This window comes from Roseobacter sp. YIN89 (genome assembly GCF_057219365.1).
In genome coordinates this window covers 183126-202476 of record NZ_JBXVVD010000004.1, presented here as the reverse complement: position 1 = coordinate 202476, position 19351 = coordinate 183126, and the positions used below count along the sequence as shown (strand labels likewise).

The window sequence follows — 19351 nt, the reverse complement described above, 5'->3', positions numbered from 1 at the left end:
ACCGCATCACAGAAAGAGAACTTTTTTAAACTGCGTTGGGATCTTTCGGTCGACCCGGCCCGAACCGGCGCACGAAGGTTCCATAGGAAAAACCCATGTCGTGCAGATTGCAAAGCTTTTGACCGCTCGTCTCGCTGTGTAGCGACAAGCCGCCCCACGCGATGCGCATATAATAGCCGTGCTTGGACAATCTCGTGTCGAGGTCCGACCAGCTCGTAGCCTCGGCCAGATCGCGAAACAGCAGTTTTTGCAAAGCAAAAACCAACCGTTCGTCTGCAAATTTGGTGGTTGGAAGAGCCTTTTTGTTGGTCGCCAGATGCGAAGCAAGCAAATCTTCTACAACCGAACCGACCGTGCCTTCTTTTTCAGAGGCCAGATCATGCACCGCGTAAAAAAGGTCGGGAGAAAGTTCAAGGGTAACGGGTACTTTTGTCATGCCGTCACGTTGCTTAAACATGATTTACAAAACGTTAAAATCGCTCCGCGCGAAGAACGTCGCAGTCAACTACAGAGACTACACCGATATGTTTTTCGACCACTTCAAACGCGGCATCAAGCAACCCGTCCAACCGCTCTGGCCGGATAATACAGACAACCTGCACCATGCCGCTGGCGCGTCCGATTTCACCCGAGCGCGTCCATGAGCCAGAGCGCCCTGACCCCCCCAGAACCGGAAGAACGGTAAAGCCTGTGACACCTGCTTTCAAAAGCGCATCTGACAGACGCGATTGCATGATCGCTTCGATCGTGATTTCCACGCGTTTCGCGCGATGCGTTTTCATCTGATCATCCTCCTGTAAGTGCCGTGGCCACCGCAACATAAAGCGGGATACCAAGTGTCAGGTTAAATGGAAACGTAACGCCCAGCGACAAGGTAAGATAAATCGAAGGGTTGGCTTCGGGCAATGCGACCCGCATCGCAGCCGGGACAGCGATATACGAGGCCGAAGCGGACAGTACCATCAAAAGCGCCACCCCACCGGGCGTGAGGCCAAGCAGAACACCACACAAAGCGCCGAGGCTCGCGCCGACAAGCGGCATTGTGACGCCAAAGGCCAGCACACCGGGTTTGAGCACGCCGCTGCCGCCGCGCAACCCCCGCCCGGCAACAAGCCCCATGTCGAGCAGAAAGAGGCACAGCACGCCCTTGAAAGGTGCCACGATGAAACTTGAAATTTCCTTCAGACCCTCTTCTCCGGTAATCCAACCGATAAAGAAGGAACCAACGAGCAGGACAATCGAACCGTTTAGCAAAATCTCGCGCAACAACTCGCTGTCCATGCGTCGATTATCTCCTCCACGGGACACAAGCCAAAGCGCAGACAGGATAGCAGGCGCTTCCATCGCGGCAGCTACCGCGACCATGTACCCTTCGGATGCGATCCCACTGCTTTGCAGCACCGAGGTCGCCGCAACAAAGGTCACGATCGAAATTGACCCGTAGTGAGCAGCAACCGCCGCGGCATCAAGCCGGCTCAGTCCGGTCATAACTTTCAACATCGCGAAGGCGATCAGGGGCAAACCCGCAGATAGGACGATCCCCGCCAGAAGCGTCAAACCGAGTTTGGCATCTATGCCATGCGCGGCAACGCTGACACCGCCTTTGAACCCGATCGCAAACAACAGGTAAATTGACAGTGCCTTTGCCGCGGCTTCCGGAATGGTCAGATCAGAACGCGCCAGAGATGCAGCCACGCCAAGAGCGAAAGACAAGATAATGGGCGACAACAGGTTATTAGCGGCCAACGACAGGATCTGATCCAAATTATGCCTCCTTGCATGACACAAGGAGGCGTTTAGGCAGCTTTAACCGGATCATCAAGAGGCCGTTTCGGGCCTGCCCCGTTCAAACCGGACGGAATTCCTGATCGTCAGCATGGAAGAATTCGAGGCTGCCTTCGCCAATGTCTGTCCACAACCCATGCAGCGTCAAAAGCCCCTCTTCAACGCGGGTCGCGATGAACGGAAAACTCATCAGATTTTTGAGACTGACGAGAACAGATTCCTTTTCCAGAGCTTGCGCCTGTACTTTGGGATCATTCTCCGACGCCACCAACGGGTAGCTCGGCTTGAGAATGTCCATCCAACGGCCAACAAAGCTGGTTGGGTCATCGAGTTCAGGCGCGTGGCCCTGACACATATCGATGCATCCCTTGACCCCGCCGCAGTTGGAGTGGCCAAGAACAATGACATGGCTGACATTCAGCATCGTCACCGCATACTCTACCGCCGCAGAGGTCCCGTGGTGATCGCCGTCTGGTGAGTACGGCGGCACGAGGTTGGCAATGTTGCGGTGAATGAAGAATTCGCCCTGATCAGCACCAAAAATAGAGGTTACATGCACCCTGCTGTCGCAACACGAAATGACCATCGCGCGTGGATGCTGACCGTTTATCGCAAGCTGTTTGTACCAAGATTGGTTTTCCGCATAACCGGTTGCCTTCCAGCCATGATAGCGCTGCACCAGGTAGCCTGGCAGCGGTTTCGCCTGTTCCATAGTCTATCTTCTCTCGCACACTGTTTACTCTGTTTATCGCCAAATCACTTCAAATTCGAGCAAAAACAGCATTCTGTCTCAATCCTTTGGATAGATTTTCATGTCACAAAAAGTCGCCGTGGGGGCAAAGAGAGGTGAGTAGAGATGGAACATGTCCTGAAACTCAGGATTTCAGAAACCGTGCATGTCGATCAGGACAAGCTTGGTGCCCTTTATACCCAACTTGGAGAAGCCAGTGCAGAGGATGTGGTCTGTCGTGCCATGGAAGAACTCGCGCTGAGACTGTCGCATTGCAGCAGACTGCATGACGTACAGGCGTGGGACGAGTTGCGCAAATGCACCAGATCGCTGATCGCCATTTCGGAACAGATTGGAATGCTGGTTTTGGCCCGCGTCGCCGAAGATGTCATCGAAACAATCGACGCACGCGATCTGCCGGCGGTGTCCGCAACCCTTGCGCGCCTTCTGCGCATTGGCGAGCGGTCACTGACCGCAATATGGGATTTGCAGGACATTACGATCTGATGGCTTGCGCACACGCCGCTTCGCATTAGGCTGCATCGGGTAGCAGCACGAAAAGGCGCAACGTATGACTTCTCCCATTGCCGACCCTTCGGATGACGCCATTGATCTGCATGTGATCGCCCAAGACGATCTGGAAGGCTGGCTAAAGCGTCAGAGCGAGCCTGCGCGCACGTGGGTTGCGGCTAACGGGTTCACTGGTGGACTTGGTCAGGCGCTTCTGGTCCCCGGGGCAGATGGCACGCCGGCAATGGCCGTTGCTGGCTACGGGTCTGCTCGCGCACGGGCGCGCACCCGTTTTCATCTGGCAGGCGCCGCTGCAAAGTTGCCGAAATGGACTTACCGAATTGCCTCTGGACTGCCCGAGAGCGAAACGGAAGTCGAAGTTCTGGGTTGGCTTCTCGCCGCCTATCGCTTTCACACCTATGCGAACGGTCCGACCATGCAGGCCAAACTTATCCTGCCTGATGGGGTCGATAAAACGTATCTGACAGCCCAACTGGACGGAGAGACGCTGACCCGCAATCTCATCAACACGCCGGCCAACGACATGGGCCCTGAAGAACTGGAAGCCGCTGCGCGCCAACTTGCCGCCAAACACGATGCCAAGATAACGGTCATCGAAGGTGATGCACTGCTCGATCAGAATTTTCCGTTGATTCACACCGTTGGGCGCGCATCAAGTCGCGCACCGCGCCTGATCGATATGCGTTGGGGGGGCAACGGCCCGAAAATAACCTTGGTCGGAAAGGGCGTTTGTTTTGATACCGGCGGCCTGAACCTCAAGCCGGGTGCATCGATGGGTCTGATGAAGAAAGATATGGGCGGTGCAGCCAATGTATTGGGCCTTGGTCAAATGCTGATGGCGACAGAAGCCAAAATCGATTTGCGTATCCTGATCCCCGCGGTGGAAAACAGCGTCTCCGGCGACGCATTTCGACCCGGAGACATTCTTCCATCGCGCAAGGGGTTAACGGTCGAGATCAACAATACCGACGCCGAGGGGCGGCTGGTTCTTGCAGATGCCCTTACGCTGGCGCAAGAGGATGATCCTGACCTGATCGTGTCGATGGCCACGCTGACCGGTGCTGCACGGGTCGCGGTGGGCCCTGATCTTGCGCCCTACTACACCGATGACACGGATTTTGTAGCAGCCTTGGAGAGTGCCGCGCACAAACACGCAGACCCTGTCTGGCGGATGCCGTTCCATGCGCCTTACGAGGCGATGATTGAACCGGGTATTGCCGATCTGGACAATGCGCCAAAAGGCGGCTTTGCCGGATCAATCACCGCTGCCCTTTTCCTTCGCCGTTTTGTCGAAGACAGCACGTATGCTCATTTCGACATTTACGGCTGGAACCCCTCTGACGCGCCCGCGCGCCCAAAAGGCGGGGTAGGTCAGGCAACTCGCGCCTTGCTGGGTGTCATTGCGAAAATGGCCGACGGATGACTGATCCACGGGTATCGCCTGATCCCAGTCTGGTCGTTTCGAACACTCCGGCCCAGATCAGCGTACCCGTTGCCGACTTGTGCCGTGCGCCTCATGGGGCACGCGACCGGCAACTTCTGTTCGGAGACAGCGTGCACATCCTGAATCGTCAGGACCGCACATCCTTGGTACGTGCCACAAAGGACGGATATTGCGGCTACGTCGCAAATGAAGCGCTGAGTGAGGAAACAACACCGACGCATCGCGTTACAGCGCGCGCGTCGCACTTTTACGAAGCCCCGGATATGAAATCCAAAGACTTGGGGTGGCTCAGCTTTGGCAGTCGCCTGACAGCCGTCAGCGAAACCGCAACATTTATCGAGACCCCACAGGGCCATGTGCCCCGCCAACATGTTCACGGACTGGATGCTACAGGAAAAGATCCCGCATCAATTGCCGAGATTTTTCTAGGCACGCCATACCTGTGGGGCGGCAATTCGCACCTTGGTATCGATTGCTCGGGGCTGGTGCAGGCAGCATGTCTCGCATGTGCGATTCCCTGCCCGGGTGACAGTGATCAGCAAGCATCACTGCTTGGCGCTGAATTGCAGTCAACAGACCGGCTGTGTCGCAATGACCTGATCTTCTGGCAAGGGCACGTTGCACTGGTTTGCGACGCAGACACTTTGATCCACGCAAACGCAGGGCACATGGCTGTGGTTTTCGAACCAGTGAACGAGGCGCTGACCCGGATCGAAGCGCAGGGCGACGGTGCGCCAACAGGTTTCAGACGTTTGCCGGTGAACAGGGACTAGTCGGTATCGACCGCACGGATCAGCTTGCGTTCCAATACCCGCAACACGGTACGCAGGTCATGCCCGCGTCGAATTATCTGGCCGTCCATACCGACAACAGCGTACATGCCTTGCTTGTCACGGAGTTTCGGGCGCTTTTCGATACGGTAAAGCGGGTTTTCCGCGGTCCGCCGAAAAACAGAAAAGACAGCCACGTCGCGCAAACACGAGATGCCGTAGTCGCGCCATTCTCCGGCCGCAACAAAGCGCCCATAAAGCGACAGGATCACGGAAAGCTCGGTCCGGTGAAACGCAACTTGCGCCGGGGGCAGATGATGCAAATTGCTGTTAGGCGGCACCTGATAGTTCATGCATAAAGACTTGCGCTCTTCTGCGCGCAAATCAACCCCGCATCGTGGATTTGAACCTGCAATTCGCAGGCGCTTTCTGGTGGTTGAGCGGTTTTTCACGCAAAAGCGCCCTGGCAGAACCAACCAGAAGACATCAGATGCCCATGCCCGTAAAACAACCAAAGCCGTTGCCCATCTTGGGTTTCCGTCACCCAGTAATCGCGCACCCCGGAGCGCCAGTTCGGATCATCAAGCCACCACTCGGGGGCGATCCGCTCAGGCCCGACAGCGCGTATGCGATGAAAGGTCTTGCCCCGCCAGCGAAAACTCTGAGGCACTTGTGGAACATCCGGTGCCTGCACTGGTTCAGGTTGCCACAGCAATACCGGACGTGGGTTGCGCGGTTTGGGCCAGTCCTCTTTGTGCGGCTCTGACCACGCGGCGGCCAGCGTTTTTGATGTTTTTTCCGGAATATGGCTTGCCGCTGGATGAAGCCGGCTGATCACCTCCAGCCCGACACGCGCACCAATCCGCCCAATCAGGTCATCCAGAGCGGTGTTTGCCGCGAGGCGCTTGTTCACGGCTGCGCCTGCCTCGGCATGGCCGACAACAGTTCGGGCATGTATCGGCTCTGATTGCACCGCCTCAAGACGCAGCATGTCGATGCCAAAGCCCGCGTCGATGCGATCAAGCTTCAGCGCCAACAGCGGGCGAATTCGCGCCGGATCACGAGACGGTCGCGCCAGTCCGATCTCAACACTCTGTATATCATGGTCGGTACGGGTTGCTTGAAAGAGAATACGCCGCGCCCCACGGCCCTTGACCTCAAGCGCCGTGCAAAGCCGTGGCAGCAGACGGTCAATACCCGCCAGAATGTCTTCTTCCAATCCGATAGGGTCGGGAAGGGTCATCCGGACGGCAAAGTGGTCAGTTGGCTTGGCTGGGGAGACCGGCTCGGGCGCGGACCCCATCGCCTGATCCATACGCATCACCAACCCACGCCCGAACCGCCGCGCGAGGCTGGCGCGAGGCTGGCCCAAAAGATCTCCGACCCGGCGCAGGCCCAGACGTGACAGCTGCGCCACCATCTCAGGCTCCAGCCGCAGGGCCGCTACCGGCAAATTGCTCAACGCCGAATAATTCTGCCCGGGCGCCGCGATACGATGTGTCGCCTCATCAGGCCCCAAGATTGTGACCGGTGCAGCGCCGCCGCGTGTCCAGTGTCGCCGTTTGCCGGCACGCGACCGTGTTGCGCGCGCTTCTTGGTCGATCGCATCCCCGCTGCGATGCGATCCGGCCTTCTGTCCGGCAAATCGGGCAAGTGCCCATGCCGCCCCACGGGTATCGGCAAGCCCCATGCGTACGGTCAGCCCCAGATCATTGCAGTCATGCTGAACCACGCCCAACAAAGGCTCCTCACCACCAAAAAGATGCGCGCACCCGGTCAGATCGACCACAAGCCCGTCTTCTGCCTCTATCGATACCCACGGGCTGAATTTGCCCGCCCATCGCTGCAACGCTGTAAGAAAAGCCTCTTCTGCAGGAGCAATACGGGCACGCGTCACCAGCCCTTCGCACATTGCATGGGCATCGCGCACCGGCTGGCCAACCCGCAATCCGTAACTGGCAGCGACAGCGTTAAGCGCGCTGAGTACCTGAGCGTTATGATGTTCCTCCACCACACCCAAAGGCACATCGGCAAGCAGCTGATCCTTCCGGATCAACCGTTCCGCCCCCAAACGGGGAAACCACAACGACAGGATACGGCGCTCTTTCATTGGCAGCAGAGACCCCGACAGACTCAAATGTTCCCATTTTGTTCTATAAAAGACTTAGCCACTGCAAACGATGGAGTCGAGTCCCCTTAGCGGCCGTAACGCGCCAGAAAAGTCTCTACCGCGTTTTCCACGACTCGCGCGATATCTTCGTCGCTGGCAGTTTTGGAAACACCAAAAATCAGCCGAGGCCAAATATCCGCCTTGCACAATTCGCCAAACTGATCCGCTGCCATAACCGGATCGTCCATGGCAAGTTCACCCCGCGCTACGGCTTGCTCGAAATAGGCTGCCATCTCTTCGCGAAAGACCGCAGGCCCCGAGGCATAGAACCGCTGACCAAGCTCCGGAAACCGGTCGGACTCCGCCACGCAGATACGGAAAATCCGTTGGCCAAACTCTGTCGTGATAAAGCGCAGAAAGTGCAGACCGGTCTGCGTCAACACTTCGCGTGGATGCGCTGCCATATCAATGCTGTCCAACGCATCCCGAGCCTGACGTTCGCATTCGCTGCGTGCGACCTCCATGAACAACAGTCGCTTGTCTGGGAAATAGCTGTATAGCGTTGCCTTGGAAACATTTGCTACGCGCGCAATCTCATCGACGCTCGCACCTTCGAACCCATCAGACATAAACACATCCCGCGCACCATTCAAAACCTGATCGAATTTACGCCCCTTGCGCACGGTTGCGGTGGTGGTGGTCATGAAGTGTCCTTTTGACTTGATCTACCTGAACTATAAACCGATCAGTTCAGTTCCCAAGAAAAAAACCAAAAACTCTGCGTAAAGCGATTGCAAATTCAGGGTTATTTTTTAGAATGATTCTAAGAAAGGGGCTTACGATGCGGTTTTCATTTGCGCGCAAGCGGTTTCGCGATCTGACAGAACAGGAGATTTTGGCGCTGGCGATTTCGTCCGAAGAAGACGACGCGCGCATATACCGTGGCTACGCCGACACCCTGCGCTCAGACTTTCCAGACAGTGCGCGCGTATTTGAGGGCATGGCGATTGAAGAGGACCAGCACCGCCAACGGCTGATTGATCTGCATGTCTCTCGCTTTGGCGAAACGATCCCCCTTATTCGGCGCGAACACGTTGCAGGATACTATCAACGCCGTCCCGTGTGGCTGGTAGAAAATCTGGGGTTGGAGCGTATTCGCGAAGAAGCCGCAGCAATGGAACGCGAGGCCGAACAATTCTATCTCAAGGCAGCCTCTCGCACCAAGGACGCGGCAACCCGGAAATTACTGGGCGATTTGGCAGCAGCTGAGGCGGGACATCAATCCACCGCTGTCGAATTGGAAGCCAAACACCTCTCGGAGGACGCACGTGAGAAAGAACAAAGTCAGGCCAAACGCCAGTTCATCCTGACGTGGGTCCAGCCCGGGTTGGCCGGCCTCATGGACGGCTCTGTGTCGACCCTTGCGCCAATTTTCGCCACGGCTTTCGCCACGCAGGACACATGGACAACTTTCCTTGTCGGGCTGGCCGCGTCAGTGGGCGCCGGGATTTCCATGGGGTTTACAGAAGCAGCCTCTGATGACGGCGAGTTGTCAGGGCGTGGGTCTCCACTCAAACGCGGCATCGCGTCAGGTGTCATGACGACAGTTGGGGGTTTGGGTCACGCGCTGCCGTATCTGATCCCTGATTTCTGGACGGCAACAATAACCGCTATCATTGTTGTTTTTGTCGAGCTTTGGGCGATCGCGTGGATACAGAACAAGTATATGGAAACACCCTTTTTCAGAGCCGCATTGCAGGTCGTACTGGGTGGCGCACTGGTGTTTGCGGCAGGCGTGCTGATCGGATCAGGCTGATAAGGGAGCCGCGCGCGAGACGCATCCATGGTTGAGATATTTCTTAAAATCCTGCCTTTCTTTGCATTGGTCGGCCTAGGGTACTGGGCCGGCGCCACCCGTTTTTTCAATCAAGAAGCGACAGCATATCTGACGAAATTCGTCTTCTACTTTGCGCTGTCCGCGCTGATCTTTCGCTTTACGTCGAATCTCACCCTTGCCGAGATTTGGGACAAGAACCTCGTGCTGGGCTACCTTCTGGCAACTGCAGCACTCTATCTGCTGGTCGTGGTTGTGGCCATTGCGCGCCGACAGCAATTGGCGACCGCAGCAGTGGAGGCCCAATGCGCCACGATGGGCAACGTCGGCTTTTTGGGCATCCCAATGCTGACACTGTTGCTGGGGCCTGCCGCGATTGGGCCTATCGTGATGGCGGTCAGCATTGATCTGGTTGTGTTCTCCAGCATGATCGTCATCCTGATTACGGCCGCCCGCGAGGGTCGGATCGGAATTGGTACGCTCGGAACGGTTGGGGCGGGCCTGATAAAAAATCCGATGATTGTTGCGGTTGCTGTAGGATTGACGTGGGGCGCGCTACAGTGGCCCATACCCGCTCCCATGGCGGAGTTTGTCGACATTCTGGCAGACGCGGCAACACCCGGGGCCTTATTTGCAATCGGCGCGTCGCTTGCCGGAAAATCCGCGGAGCGCGTGGCTGTGGCCGGATGGTTGAGCCTTTGCAAACTTGTTTTGCATCCTGCCTTGGTTGCGCTGGCACTTCTGATCCTCTTTCCGGTGGATGATTTCACAGCGGCGGTAGTGATCTCCGCCGCCGCCCTGCCAATCGCAGGCAATGTCTATATCCTTGCGCAACACTACGGGGTTGCGCCACAACGCGCCTCTGCTGCGATACTGGTTTCAACAATTTTTAGTATTTTCACCGTCAGCGCCGTCATTGCCGTGGTTGCACCGTCATAAGGCTTGCCGCGCCGCGTTACAGTCGCTAGCCAAGATGCACTTAGTTCAATTTATGGGGGACACCCGTGGAAACCGTTTCTGAAAATACCTGCTTTGGCGGTGTACAAGGCGTCTATAAGCACACGTCCGAAAGCTGCGCCTGTGATATGACTTTCGGGCTGTTCATGCCAGCAGAAGCGCGCGACGGCCCCGTACCTCTTTTATGGTTTCTGTCAGGGCTGACTTGCACCCATGAGAACGCAATGACCAAGGCCGGAGCGCAGGCCTGGGCCGCCGAACAGGGTCTCGCGGTTGTTTTTCCCGATACATCTCCGCGGGGTGACGATGTTGCAGACGACGACGCTTATGATCTGGGAAAAGGAGCGGGGTTTTATATCAACGCCACGCAAAACCCATGGGCACCACATTTTCGTATGTGGGACTATATCACCAAGGATCTGACCGATGCGTTGGAAAACGGTTTTCAACTGGACATGGGCCGGCAGGCGATCACCGGCCACTCTATGGGCGGTCACGGCGCTTTGACCCTTGCGATGACACTGCCTGAAAGGTTCCGGTCCGTGTCGGCCTTTGCCCCCATTTCCCATCCAACCGCAAGCGACTGGGGTCGCAAACAGTTCACCGCCTATCTCGGCCAAGACGAAACGAACTGGGCAGCGCATGACGCAACGCTCCTGATGCGCGAGAAAGGTTTTGACGGGCCTATGCTGGTGGACACGGGTACAAAAGACCAGTTTATCGACCTGCTCAAACCCGAAGCCCTTGCCGAAGCCGTCAACACACGGCGTCAACAGGCCGTTCTGCGCCTTCAGCCCGGGTATGATCACAGCTATTACTTTATTTCGACGTTCATGGAAGAACACGTAGCGTTTCATGCCGATGCGCTCTACGCGTGATGGCGATCTACGTCGATGCAGACGCCTGCCCTGTCAAACAAGAGGCAGAAAGGGTAGCGACCCGGCACAATGTGCAAATGTATATCGTCTCTAACGGCGGCATCAGACCGTCCCAGAACCCTTTGGTAGAGACAGTGATCGTGCCGGAGGGGCCAGACGTGGCCGACATCTGGATCGCCGAGCGGTGTGGGCCTGCCGATGTTGTCGTGACAAGCGACATCCCACTGGCGGCACGCTGCGTTGAGGCCGGTGCTCAGGTCATCAAGCCGGACGGCGAAACTCTGACGTCGGCCAACATTGGGAATGTGCTGGCAACGCGCGACCTGATGGCTGATCTGCGCGCCGCAGATCCTTTCCGTCAGGGTGGCGGCAAAAGCTTTGGCAAAGCTGACAGATCGCGGTTCCTCAATACCATGGAGCGACTCTTGCGCGCCGCGCGCGAAAAAGAGTAACGTGCAACAAAAGGCAGTGTATAGTGAATAATACTCAACCCAAAGCTGTCGTATTTGACATTGGCAATGTGCTGATCGAGTGGCAGCCAGAACGTTTCTACGATGCCGAAATCGGCGAAGAGCGACGACGGGCAATGTTCAGCGCTGTGGACCTGCACGGCATGAATGAACTCGTGGACCTGGGCCATCACTTTACCGAAACCATCTACTCGGCGGCTGACCGCAATCCAGAGTGGCGCGACGAAATTCGTATGTGGCATGATCGCTGGATCGAGTTGGCAACACCCGTCATCGATCATTCGGTCCGCCTGATGAAAGCATTGCAAGCAAAAGACGTACCTGTATTTTCGCTGACGAATTTCGGCATTCAAAGCTACGATTATGCTTCCACACACTACCCCTTCCTGCGCGACTTTGACCGTGACTTTATCTCTGGTCACATGCAGGTCACAAAACCAGCGCCGGAAATCTACCGGCGTCTCGAAGAGACATCCGGCTTTGGCGGCAGCGACCTGATCTTTACCGACGACAGGGCAGACAATATTGATGCCGCACGCGCGTTTGGCTGGCAGACCCATTTGTTCGAACACCCGCAGGGATGGGCTGACCGCCTTGTCGACGCGGGCCTGTTAACCTCGGAGGAAGCAGCGTGAGCAGCGCGCCGGTCATAACGTTCAAAGCCGGTGACGCCATTCTCGACTGGATCGGGCTGACTGATGCTCTTGCCCAAGGTCACACGCGCCCGAAAGCCGAAATCGCGGACACATTCCTCTACCGCGATCCCGACACCCTTTTGAATCGTTCCGCATGGATCGACGGGTTGGGCCTCGCTGTAAAGGCAGCAACCGTGTTTCCCGGCAACACCGAAAAAGGGGCTTCGACGATCAACGGCGGTGTTATGCTTTTCAGCGATGATACCGGGACACTGGACGCAATCATCGACTTCCATTTGGTCACAAAGTGGAAAACAGCCGGTGACAGTCTGCTTGCCGCCCGAAGGCTTGCCCGCCCAGATAGTCGGAAAATTCTGATCGTAGGTGCTGGCACCCAAGCACGCGGTTTACACGCTGCCTATCGCAGTGTCTTTCCCGATGCAGTCTTCACCGTGTGGAACCGAACGCAAGCAAATGCTCGAACACTCGCCGAGGAACTGCCGGGGTTGCAAATGGCAACCGATCTCGAAGCAGCCGTCCGCGACGCCGACATCATCACCAGCGCGACAATGTCCACTGAACCGATTATTAAAGGCGCGTGGTTGCAGCCCGGACAGCACGTAGACCTGATCGGGGCCTATCGCCCGGATATGCGCGAGACTGACGACGCGGCCCTTGCCAGGGCACGCGTTTTTGTCGACAGCCTCGACACAACAGTGGGACACATCGGTGAGTTGAAACGCCCGATCGAAGCCGGAACTTTCAGTGCTGGCGAGATCGTGGCCGACTACTACGCGCCGGAACGCTTCTCCCGGCAACGCGATGATGAGATTACGCTCTTCAAGAATGGCGGCGGCGCGCATCTTGATCTGATGACCTCGCGGTACATAATGGATCGCTGGGTTGCCCATTCATGATGTTGTGGGTGTTCATTCTGTTGGCGGGTATCGTAGCGGTTCCGCTGGTTATTGAAATCACACGAAAACCAATGACCGACAGCGCCCGCGTCGATGCACCGGGATCCTTTGCCAACCTGCCACAAGGCAAAACGCACTATAGATGGTCAGGTCCAGAGAACGGGCCAGTCTGCGTTTGCATCCACGGTCTGACCACTCCCAGTTTCGTATGGGAAGGGTTAACACCCCAATTGGTCGAAATGGGATTTCGCGTGCTGACCTACGATCATATCGGACGCGGCTATTCTGATCACGCCGTCGATAGGCAAACGCCTGAATTCTTTGTGAAACACTTGAACGACTTGCTCCAGCATCAGCGGATCGATAACGACCTGACTGTCATCGGGTACTCGATGGGCGGCGCCGTCGCTGCTGCATTTGCGGCAGAAAACCCCCTTGCCGTTCAGCGCGTGATTTTGCTGGCGCCCGCAGGCATGAACAGGTTGGGCGACGGATTCTTGCGTTTCATGATCCAGACACCGATCATCGGGACTTGGCTGATGCTTGCCATTTACCCCACGGTCCTGCGGCGCGGCATCGAACGGGAAAAGCACCTTGAAAGTTCTGTGCCGAACATCACCGCGCTTCAAGATGCCGAACTGGACTGGCGCGGTTTCGTGCCTGCCGTACTTTCAAGCTTGCGGCACATGCTCAACTGCGATCTGCGTCCCGCGCATGAGGCGATTGCGCGTGAAGGTATTCCGGTGCTTGCAATCTGGGGCCGCGACGATGATGTCATTCCCGTCAGCGCCGCAGACACGCTGGCCCAATGGAACGATGGGTCAAAAAACGCTGTGATAGACGATGCCGGGCACGGGTTGACCTACACACACACCGGCAAGGTTGCTGCCTTCATCAAACAGTTCGTCGGTGACACAAGCTAGGCCGCAGGCTGGGCTGCAAGCGGACGCTCGCGGATGGGCAGGTGGATGATTGCGCTGAAAGCGCCCACAGCCACACCAATCCACCAAACCACTGTGTAATCGCCGTAGACGTCGTACAGGCGACCGCCCAGCCAGACTCCCAGAAAGCTCCCGAGTTGGTGGCTGAGAAATACGATACCGTACAGCGTACCCATATAGCGCAAACCGTAGATATGGGCGACCAGACCAGATGTCAGAGGAATCGTCGCCAGCCAAAGTGACCCCATCGCGATGGAAAAGAGGATGACGCTGGTTGGCGTGATCGGCATCATGATAAACATGGCGGCGATGATCGTGCGCCCCGTATAAATACCCGCCAGCAGGTATTTCTTGGGGTAGCGCTTGCCCAGAACACCAGCCAGCAGGGTACCACCGATGTTGGCGATACCGATCAGAGAGATCGCAACAGCACCCAAGGCCGAGGTTGTGCTGATCCCCATGTTGTCCAGAAACCCGCCGGGCATAATCGGCCCGCACAGTTCGGTGACAAAGGCCGGAAAATGGGCGGTCATAAACGCCACCTGATACCCGCACGAAAAGAACCCGAGGTAGATGAAAGTGTAACTGGGATCTTTGAAGGCCTTGATAAGGATCTGCCCCAAACCTTCGTCCAACTCCTGTCGCGTCGCGGCCACAGGCGCACGCATGAGCGGCAGGGTAAGCAACACCGCCAGAATGGCTGCAGCAAAGAGCATGAACGTCGCCTGCCATGTCATGAACCCGAGCATCCATTCCGCCAGCGGCGGGCCAAAGATCTGACCGATACTGCCCGCGGCAGAAACCACTGCCAGTGACATTGATCTGTTTTCGTCAGCCGAAGCGCGGGCAACAACCGCAAGGATCACACCAAAGCCCGTACCAGCAACTCCGAAACCGACCAACCAAGCGTACAGCTGGTGTTCCACTGGCGTGGTGCTTTGTGCACTCAGCGCAAGACCCAGTGCGTACACAATCCCACCCAGAATGATGGATTTTCGATCGCCAATTTTTTCCGCCAATGCACCAAACAGCGGCTGCCCGATGCCCCATGCAAGGTTCTGGATTGCAATCGCGAGAGAGAACTCGGCACGCAACCACCCGAACTCTTCGGCGATCGGGATTTGAAACACGCCAAAAGTCGATCGAATGGCAAAACTGACGATGATGATGGCACATCCGACAATCAGTACGGGTGTAAAAAGCGGTACGCGTCCTGGCATGGCGGAGTCCTCTGTTGAACTGGCACCCTACAGCGCTGCAAATATCCGTCAAATCAGCAATTTTTGCCTTCGCTTCACGAAAACTGATCTGAACGCCCTCTTTCCTGACCTTCAGCAAGAAGCTATGCAGCACTTATGGCCGGATTAAGTGATATTTACGACCGTATGGTCGCCTCAGGAGAGCTAAAGGAAGACCCAGCACAGCGCGCTGCCCTGCCTGAATTCGAACGCATCGAATCCGCCTTGCGTGCCCCTGTGAAAAAAGGAATTTTCCGCAAAGCACCGCCGCCCCCTAAGGGTGTCTACTTTTGGGGTGGTGTCGGGCGTGGGAAATCGATGTTGATGGATCTTTTTATCCAGAACCTTGAAGGTGTCCCGGCTCGACGCGTTCACTTTCACGCTTTCATGCAGGAGATCCACTCAGCAATTCACGAAATCCGCAAGACTGGTGTCGATGATGCGATTGCGCCGGTTGCTGCTGATGTTGCAGCCTCGGTGCGCCTGCTTGCCTTCGATGAAATGCAGATTACCGACATTACCGACGCAATGATCGTTGGGCGCTTGTTCGAAGCGTTGTTTTCAGCTGGTGTCGTGGTGGTCACGACGTCCAACCGAATGCCGGATGACCTTTATAAGAACGGTCTGAACCGCGACCTCTTTTTGCCGTTTATCGCGCTGATCAAGGAAAACATGGTGATACATGAACTGGTCAGCCCGACAGATTACCGGCAAGACCGGCTTGGCGGTCAGCAAGTGTATTTCACCCCCGTAAATGCTGAGGCGCGCGCCACCATGGACGCCGTGTGGAACGATCTGGCCGGAGGCCCGGGCATGCCACTTGTTTTGCGGGTCAAGGGCCGGGATGTCGAAATTCCCGCGTTTCGCAATGGCGTTGCGCGTGCAAGCTTTCACGAACTGTGCGGTAGGCCACTGGGACCGGGAGATTATCTGGCGCTGGCCGAGGCCGTAAAAGTCTTGCTGATTGACAATATTCCCACGCTGTCGCGCAACAATTTCAACGAGGCAAAACGCTTTGTGACGCTGATTGATGCCCTTTACGAAGCACGCGTGCGCCTGATCTGCTCTGCGGCCGCCAAACCCGAAATGCTCTATCTCGAAGGCGAAGGCACGTTTGAATTTGAAAGGACCGCCTCGCGACTACGGGAAATGCAATCGGCCGACTGGGCGCGTTAGGCGTTGGCCATCTGGACGAGCATGTCGAGCAGCCTGTCTGTGTTCAACGTTCCGTCACCGTTGAGCATCCCTTGCGGCGGTATGAAAGCGCCGCGCGCCAGTGCAGCATTCAGCACCGCGTTGATGTAGGCATCGCTCTGGCCCTCGGCCAGCGTTTTCAGCACGAGTGCATGTAACAGATCCGCTTCGTCCCTGTGATGGCCCAGCGCATCGAGCGCCTGCGCAACCAAGCCGGCCAAATCCTGAGCTTCAGCATTCGTGTCAGCGATACCCGTTGGCGCGCGCAGCAGCAGGCTTGCAGACTCTGACCGGATAGTTGCGATCGGTGTGGGAAGCGTGATGGTCACAGCATCTGACCGACTTGCGGTCTCAAAATCGGCGTTATCCGGCAGCGGCGCAAAAGTACCGCCCGCGACGACAGCTCCGCCAACCAGCGCCAAAAGAGGCGTCCACCGCAGGGCGCGACGCCACAATGATTTCCTGATTGGCCGCGCAAAAACGCGGCCATTTCCTTGTCCGAACATGGTGATTTCCCCCACGGCAATCACGAGCAGCGCAGCGCTGGGTACGGGGACGCAGCGTCGCAACGCGCTACGTATAGTCAGGCGCGAATCACTTCGTCAATGGGGTCATTCGGACATAGAGCCCGGTGTGCCAAAAGTGATTCACCTAGCCATTTTCGCGCAATACAACCCCTGCTAGATACAGCGATCCACAGATCAGGATACGTGCACCGGGCGATTGCTGGCTTACCTGCTCCAACGCGTCGAGAACAGAAGGCGAAGCTGTCGCCGACATGCCCGCTTGCTTTCCGGCTGCCGCCGTATCTTGCGCGGTAAGGGTATTTGTCTCACCGGGTATGGATACCGCGAAAAGATGGCTGGCCTGTTCCGCCAGCGGCCGCAGATATCCCCCGATATCCTTTGTGTTCAGCATGCCGCAGATCAGATAGGTGGGTCGTTTTGGCAGCGTTGCCAAATGGGCGGCCAACGCTTCGCCAGCGGCAGGATTATGACCGCCATCCAGCCACAGCTCACAATCCGGCACCGCATTAACCAGCGGCCCTTCCGACAGCTTTTGCATACGCGCGGGCCAGACCGCCTTGCTTACGGCAGCTTCGCAGCCCTCGTCGCCAATCCCGATCTGACGCAAAACAGCCAGCGCCGTACCCGCATTCATGATCTGGTGCGCACCGGGCAGGTTAGGCCGTGGCAAGTCCAGCAAACCGGTTTCGTCTTGAAAGCTCATCCGGTCCCGGTCAGGGCCAATATGCCAGTGCTGACCGTATGCCATCAGCGGCGCGCCGACACGGGCGGCGGTCTCTTCTATCACGTCCAAGGCGTCATGCTCTTGCCGTGACACGATGCAGGGAACACCACGCTTCATTATGCCAGCCTTCTCGGCTGAGATCTTGGCCAGCGTATCTCCGAGAAACTGCTGGTGGTCGATGGAAACAGGCGTAATCGCAGTAACCAGCGGTGTATCGACCACATTGGTGGCATCCAGCCGGCCACCCAGCCCGACTTCGAGCACTGTGTAATCCGCAGGGTGACGGGCAAAGGCCAACAGCGCTGCGCAGGTAGTGATCTCGAAATAAGTGATGTCGCGCCCGTTGTTGGCCGCATAGCACTCCTGCAAAACGTCGATCAGTGCATCCTCGTCAATCAGAGACCCAGCAAGGCGGATGCGCTCGTGAAACCGCGCGAGATGCGGGCTGGTATAGGCATGCACCTTGTGGCCTTCGGCCTCGAGACCCGCGCGGATCATCGCCTGCGTCGACCCTTTGCCGTTGGTTCCGGCAATGTGAATAACCGGGGGCAGGTCGTTTTGTGGATTTCCCAAGGCGTCAAGAAGCCGCCACATGCGATCCAAGGTCAGATCAATGATCTTGGGATGAAGCGCCATCATCTGGGCGAGGATATCGCCCGAGGTGCCGGCGCTCATTTCTTTGCAGTTCCTTTACCGGCAGGCTTGGCCTTTTTCACCGCCGCATCGACCGCCGGTTCAGCTGTAGGCTTTTCCGGGTCGGGCGGCGGCAGATCACCCCATACCGCAGGCGGCAGCGACAACAGCATGCGAATAATGGTAATCAGTTCTTCGCGCATCTTGGTGCGGTGCGTGACCCTGTCGAGCATTCCATGATCGAGAAGGTACTCAGCACGTTGGAACCCTTCGGGCAGTTTCTCCCGGATGGTCTGCTCGATCACACGGGGACCGGCAAAGCAGATCAGTGCATTGGGCTCGGCGATGTGTACATCACCCAGCATTGCATAGCTTGCGGTTACACCGCCCGTCGTCGGGTGGGTCAATACGACAATGTATGGTAGCCCTGCTTCCTTTAGCATCTGGACGGCCACAGTTGTGCGCGGCATCTGCATCAGGGACAGGATCCCCTCTTGCATCCGCGCGCCGCCGGCTGCCGAAAACAGGACAAGTGGCCGTTTCAGACGCACCGCTTCTTCGGCTGCCGCAATGATAGCATCGCCCACATACATACCCATTGAGCCTGCCATGAATGAAAAATCCTGCGCCGCCGCAATGATCGGCGTGCGCCCGAGTTCACCCGCTGCAACAAGCATGGCCTCGGTCTCGCCCGTTTGCTTCTGCGCAGCTTTCAGACGATCCGGGTACTTCTTCTGATCGCGAAAGTTCAACGGGTCCGGCTTGGGGGCCGGCACTGCTACTTCGGTAAACGTACCGTTGTCAAAAAGCGCCTGAAACCTGTCCCTTGCAGAGATGTACATGTGGTGTTCGCAATTGGTGCAAACGTTCAGATTGTCCGAAACCTCGCGGTGAAACAGCATCGTTCCGCATTCAGGGCACTTGGTCCACAGGTTGTCCGGTGTTTCACGCCGCGAAAAGATCGAGTTAATCCGCGGCCGGACATAATTGGTGATCCAGTTCATCTATGCGCCCCTTTGGGTTCTTTCAGTTC

At 57.0% G+C, this 19351-nt stretch carries 22 protein-coding genes; 11 read left to right on the top strand and 11 right to left on the bottom strand.

Going from position 1 to position 19351, the window contains the following annotated elements:
* Window positions 1-25 precede the first annotated feature (25 nt).
* The 4 genes from AC2D8V_RS16890 to AC2D8V_RS16875 form a co-directional block, all read right to left on the bottom strand.
* Window positions 26-436: a hypothetical protein gene (locus AC2D8V_RS16890; protein WP_484734762.1), complete on the bottom strand. Its 411-nt coding sequence runs from the start codon at window positions 434-436 to the stop codon at window positions 26-28.
* Window positions 437-470: 34 nt separating this feature from the next.
* Window positions 471-782 carry a P-II family nitrogen regulator gene (locus tag AC2D8V_RS16885; RefSeq protein ID WP_484734761.1) on the bottom strand — a complete coding sequence of 104 codons (312 nt, stop codon included), beginning with the start codon at window positions 780-782 and terminating at the stop codon, window positions 471-473.
* A gap of 4 nt (window positions 783-786) precedes the next feature.
* Window positions 787-1764 carry a sodium-dependent bicarbonate transport family permease gene (locus tag AC2D8V_RS16880; protein ID WP_484734760.1) on the bottom strand — a complete coding sequence of 326 codons (978 nt, stop codon included), beginning with the start codon at window positions 1762-1764 and terminating at the stop codon, window positions 787-789.
* Between the two features lie 82 nt (window positions 1765-1846).
* Window positions 1847-2497, bottom strand: coding sequence for a carbonic anhydrase (locus AC2D8V_RS16875; RefSeq protein WP_484734759.1), 651 nt, complete (start codon window positions 2495-2497; stop codon window positions 1847-1849).
* Between the two features lie 144 nt (window positions 2498-2641).
* Between AC2D8V_RS16875 and AC2D8V_RS16870 the strand changes: the two genes are divergently transcribed.
* The 3 genes from AC2D8V_RS16870 (at window position 2642) to AC2D8V_RS16860 (ending at window position 5263) form a co-directional block, all read left to right on the top strand.
* On the top strand, window positions 2642-3022 hold the full coding sequence (locus tag AC2D8V_RS16870; RefSeq protein WP_484734758.1) for a hypothetical protein: 381 nt from the start codon (window positions 2642-2644) through the stop codon (window positions 3020-3022).
* 64 nt (window positions 3023-3086) lie between these two features.
* A complete protein-coding gene (locus tag AC2D8V_RS16865) occupies window positions 3087-4469 on the top strand; it encodes a leucyl aminopeptidase family protein (protein ID WP_484734757.1) in 1383 nt (460 codons plus the stop codon).
* Window positions 4466-5263 (top strand): C40 family peptidase, encoded by a 798-nt coding sequence (locus AC2D8V_RS16860; protein ID WP_484734756.1) that lies wholly within the window; start codon window positions 4466-4468, stop codon window positions 5261-5263. The genes AC2D8V_RS16865 and AC2D8V_RS16860 overlap by 4 nt, the downstream gene beginning before the upstream one ends.
* Here the strand turns inward: AC2D8V_RS16860 and AC2D8V_RS16855 are convergent.
* The 3 genes from AC2D8V_RS16855 to AC2D8V_RS16845 all read right to left on the bottom strand — a co-directional run bounded on the left by AC2D8V_RS16855 (window position 5260) and on the right by AC2D8V_RS16845 (window position 8074).
* Window positions 5260-5613, bottom strand: a complete 354-nt coding sequence (locus AC2D8V_RS16855) for a DUF2794 domain-containing protein (RefSeq protein WP_484734755.1) — start codon at window positions 5611-5613, stop codon at window positions 5260-5262. The two genes, AC2D8V_RS16860 and AC2D8V_RS16855, sit on opposite strands and share 4 nt — an antisense overlap.
* Window positions 5614-5708: 95 nt before the next feature.
* On the bottom strand, window positions 5709-7370 hold the full coding sequence (locus AC2D8V_RS16850) for a Y-family DNA polymerase (RefSeq protein WP_484734754.1): 1662 nt from the start codon (window positions 7368-7370) through the stop codon (window positions 5709-5711).
* Window positions 7371-7456: 86 nt separating this feature from the next.
* Window positions 7457-8074 carry a TetR/AcrR family transcriptional regulator gene (locus tag AC2D8V_RS16845; protein ID WP_484734753.1) on the bottom strand — a complete coding sequence of 206 codons (618 nt, stop codon included), beginning with the start codon at window positions 8072-8074 and terminating at the stop codon, window positions 7457-7459.
* Between the two features lie 137 nt (window positions 8075-8211).
* On the opposite strand from AC2D8V_RS16845, the gene mbfA reads away from it, so the two are divergent.
* From mbfA to AC2D8V_RS16810, 7 genes are all read left to right on the top strand, one after another.
* A complete protein-coding gene (gene mbfA / locus AC2D8V_RS16840; RefSeq protein WP_484734752.1) occupies window positions 8212-9186 on the top strand; it encodes an iron exporter MbfA in 975 nt (324 codons plus the stop codon).
* A 27-nt stretch (window positions 9187-9213) separates the two neighbouring features.
* Window positions 9214-10143: an AEC family transporter gene (locus AC2D8V_RS16835; protein WP_484734751.1), complete on the top strand. Its 930-nt coding sequence runs from the start codon at window positions 9214-9216 to the stop codon at window positions 10141-10143.
* A 65-nt stretch (window positions 10144-10208) separates the two neighbouring features.
* Window positions 10209-11039 carry an S-formylglutathione hydrolase gene (gene fghA / locus AC2D8V_RS16830; protein WP_484734750.1) on the top strand — a complete coding sequence of 277 codons (831 nt, stop codon included), beginning with the start codon at window positions 10209-10211 and terminating at the stop codon, window positions 11037-11039.
* Entirely contained in the window at window positions 11039-11491 is a 453-nt protein-coding gene (locus AC2D8V_RS16825; protein ID WP_484734749.1) for a YaiI/YqxD family protein, read from the top strand. Before fghA ends, AC2D8V_RS16825 begins: the two co-directional genes overlap by 1 nt.
* 23 nt (window positions 11492-11514) lie before the next feature.
* Complete coding sequence (locus tag AC2D8V_RS16820) at window positions 11515-12144, top strand: HAD family hydrolase (RefSeq protein ID WP_484734748.1); 630 nt, start codon at window positions 11515-11517, stop codon at window positions 12142-12144.
* Window positions 12141-13061 carry an ornithine cyclodeaminase family protein gene (locus tag AC2D8V_RS16815; RefSeq protein ID WP_484734747.1) on the top strand — a complete coding sequence of 307 codons (921 nt, stop codon included), beginning with the start codon at window positions 12141-12143 and terminating at the stop codon, window positions 13059-13061. Before AC2D8V_RS16820 ends, AC2D8V_RS16815 begins: the two co-directional genes overlap by 4 nt.
* Window positions 13058-13984 carry an alpha/beta fold hydrolase gene (locus tag AC2D8V_RS16810; RefSeq protein WP_484734746.1) on the top strand — a complete coding sequence of 309 codons (927 nt, stop codon included), beginning with the start codon at window positions 13058-13060 and terminating at the stop codon, window positions 13982-13984. The genes AC2D8V_RS16815 and AC2D8V_RS16810 overlap by 4 nt, the downstream gene beginning before the upstream one ends.
* Here AC2D8V_RS16810 and AC2D8V_RS16805 read toward each other — a convergent pair.
* A complete protein-coding gene (locus AC2D8V_RS16805; RefSeq protein ID WP_484734745.1) occupies window positions 13981-15222 on the bottom strand; it encodes an MFS transporter in 1242 nt (413 codons plus the stop codon). The two genes, AC2D8V_RS16810 and AC2D8V_RS16805, sit on opposite strands and share 4 nt — an antisense overlap.
* Window positions 15223-15357: 135 nt before the next feature.
* Here AC2D8V_RS16805 and zapE point away from each other — a divergent pair, with 135 nt between their 5' ends.
* The gene (zapE, locus tag AC2D8V_RS16800; RefSeq protein ID WP_484734744.1) at window positions 15358-16416 is read left to right on the top strand and encodes a cell division protein ZapE; all 1059 of its coding nucleotides are present in this window, start codon (window positions 15358-15360) and stop codon (window positions 16414-16416) included.
* Here zapE and AC2D8V_RS16795 read toward each other — a convergent pair.
* From AC2D8V_RS16795 to accD, 3 genes are all read right to left on the bottom strand, one after another.
* Complete coding sequence (locus AC2D8V_RS16795; protein WP_484734743.1) at window positions 16413-16940, bottom strand: hypothetical protein; 528 nt, start codon at window positions 16938-16940, stop codon at window positions 16413-16415. The genes zapE and AC2D8V_RS16795 overlap by 4 nt on opposite strands.
* Window positions 16941-17085: 145 nt before the next feature.
* On the bottom strand, window positions 17086-18360 hold the full coding sequence (locus tag AC2D8V_RS16790; protein WP_484734742.1) for a bifunctional folylpolyglutamate synthase/dihydrofolate synthase: 1275 nt from the start codon (window positions 18358-18360) through the stop codon (window positions 17086-17088).
* Window positions 18357-19322: an acetyl-CoA carboxylase, carboxyltransferase subunit beta gene (accD, locus tag AC2D8V_RS16785; protein ID WP_484734741.1), complete on the bottom strand. Its 966-nt coding sequence runs from the start codon at window positions 19320-19322 to the stop codon at window positions 18357-18359. The genes AC2D8V_RS16790 and accD overlap by 4 nt, the downstream gene beginning before the upstream one ends.
* Window positions 19323-19351: the final 29 nt, after the last annotated feature.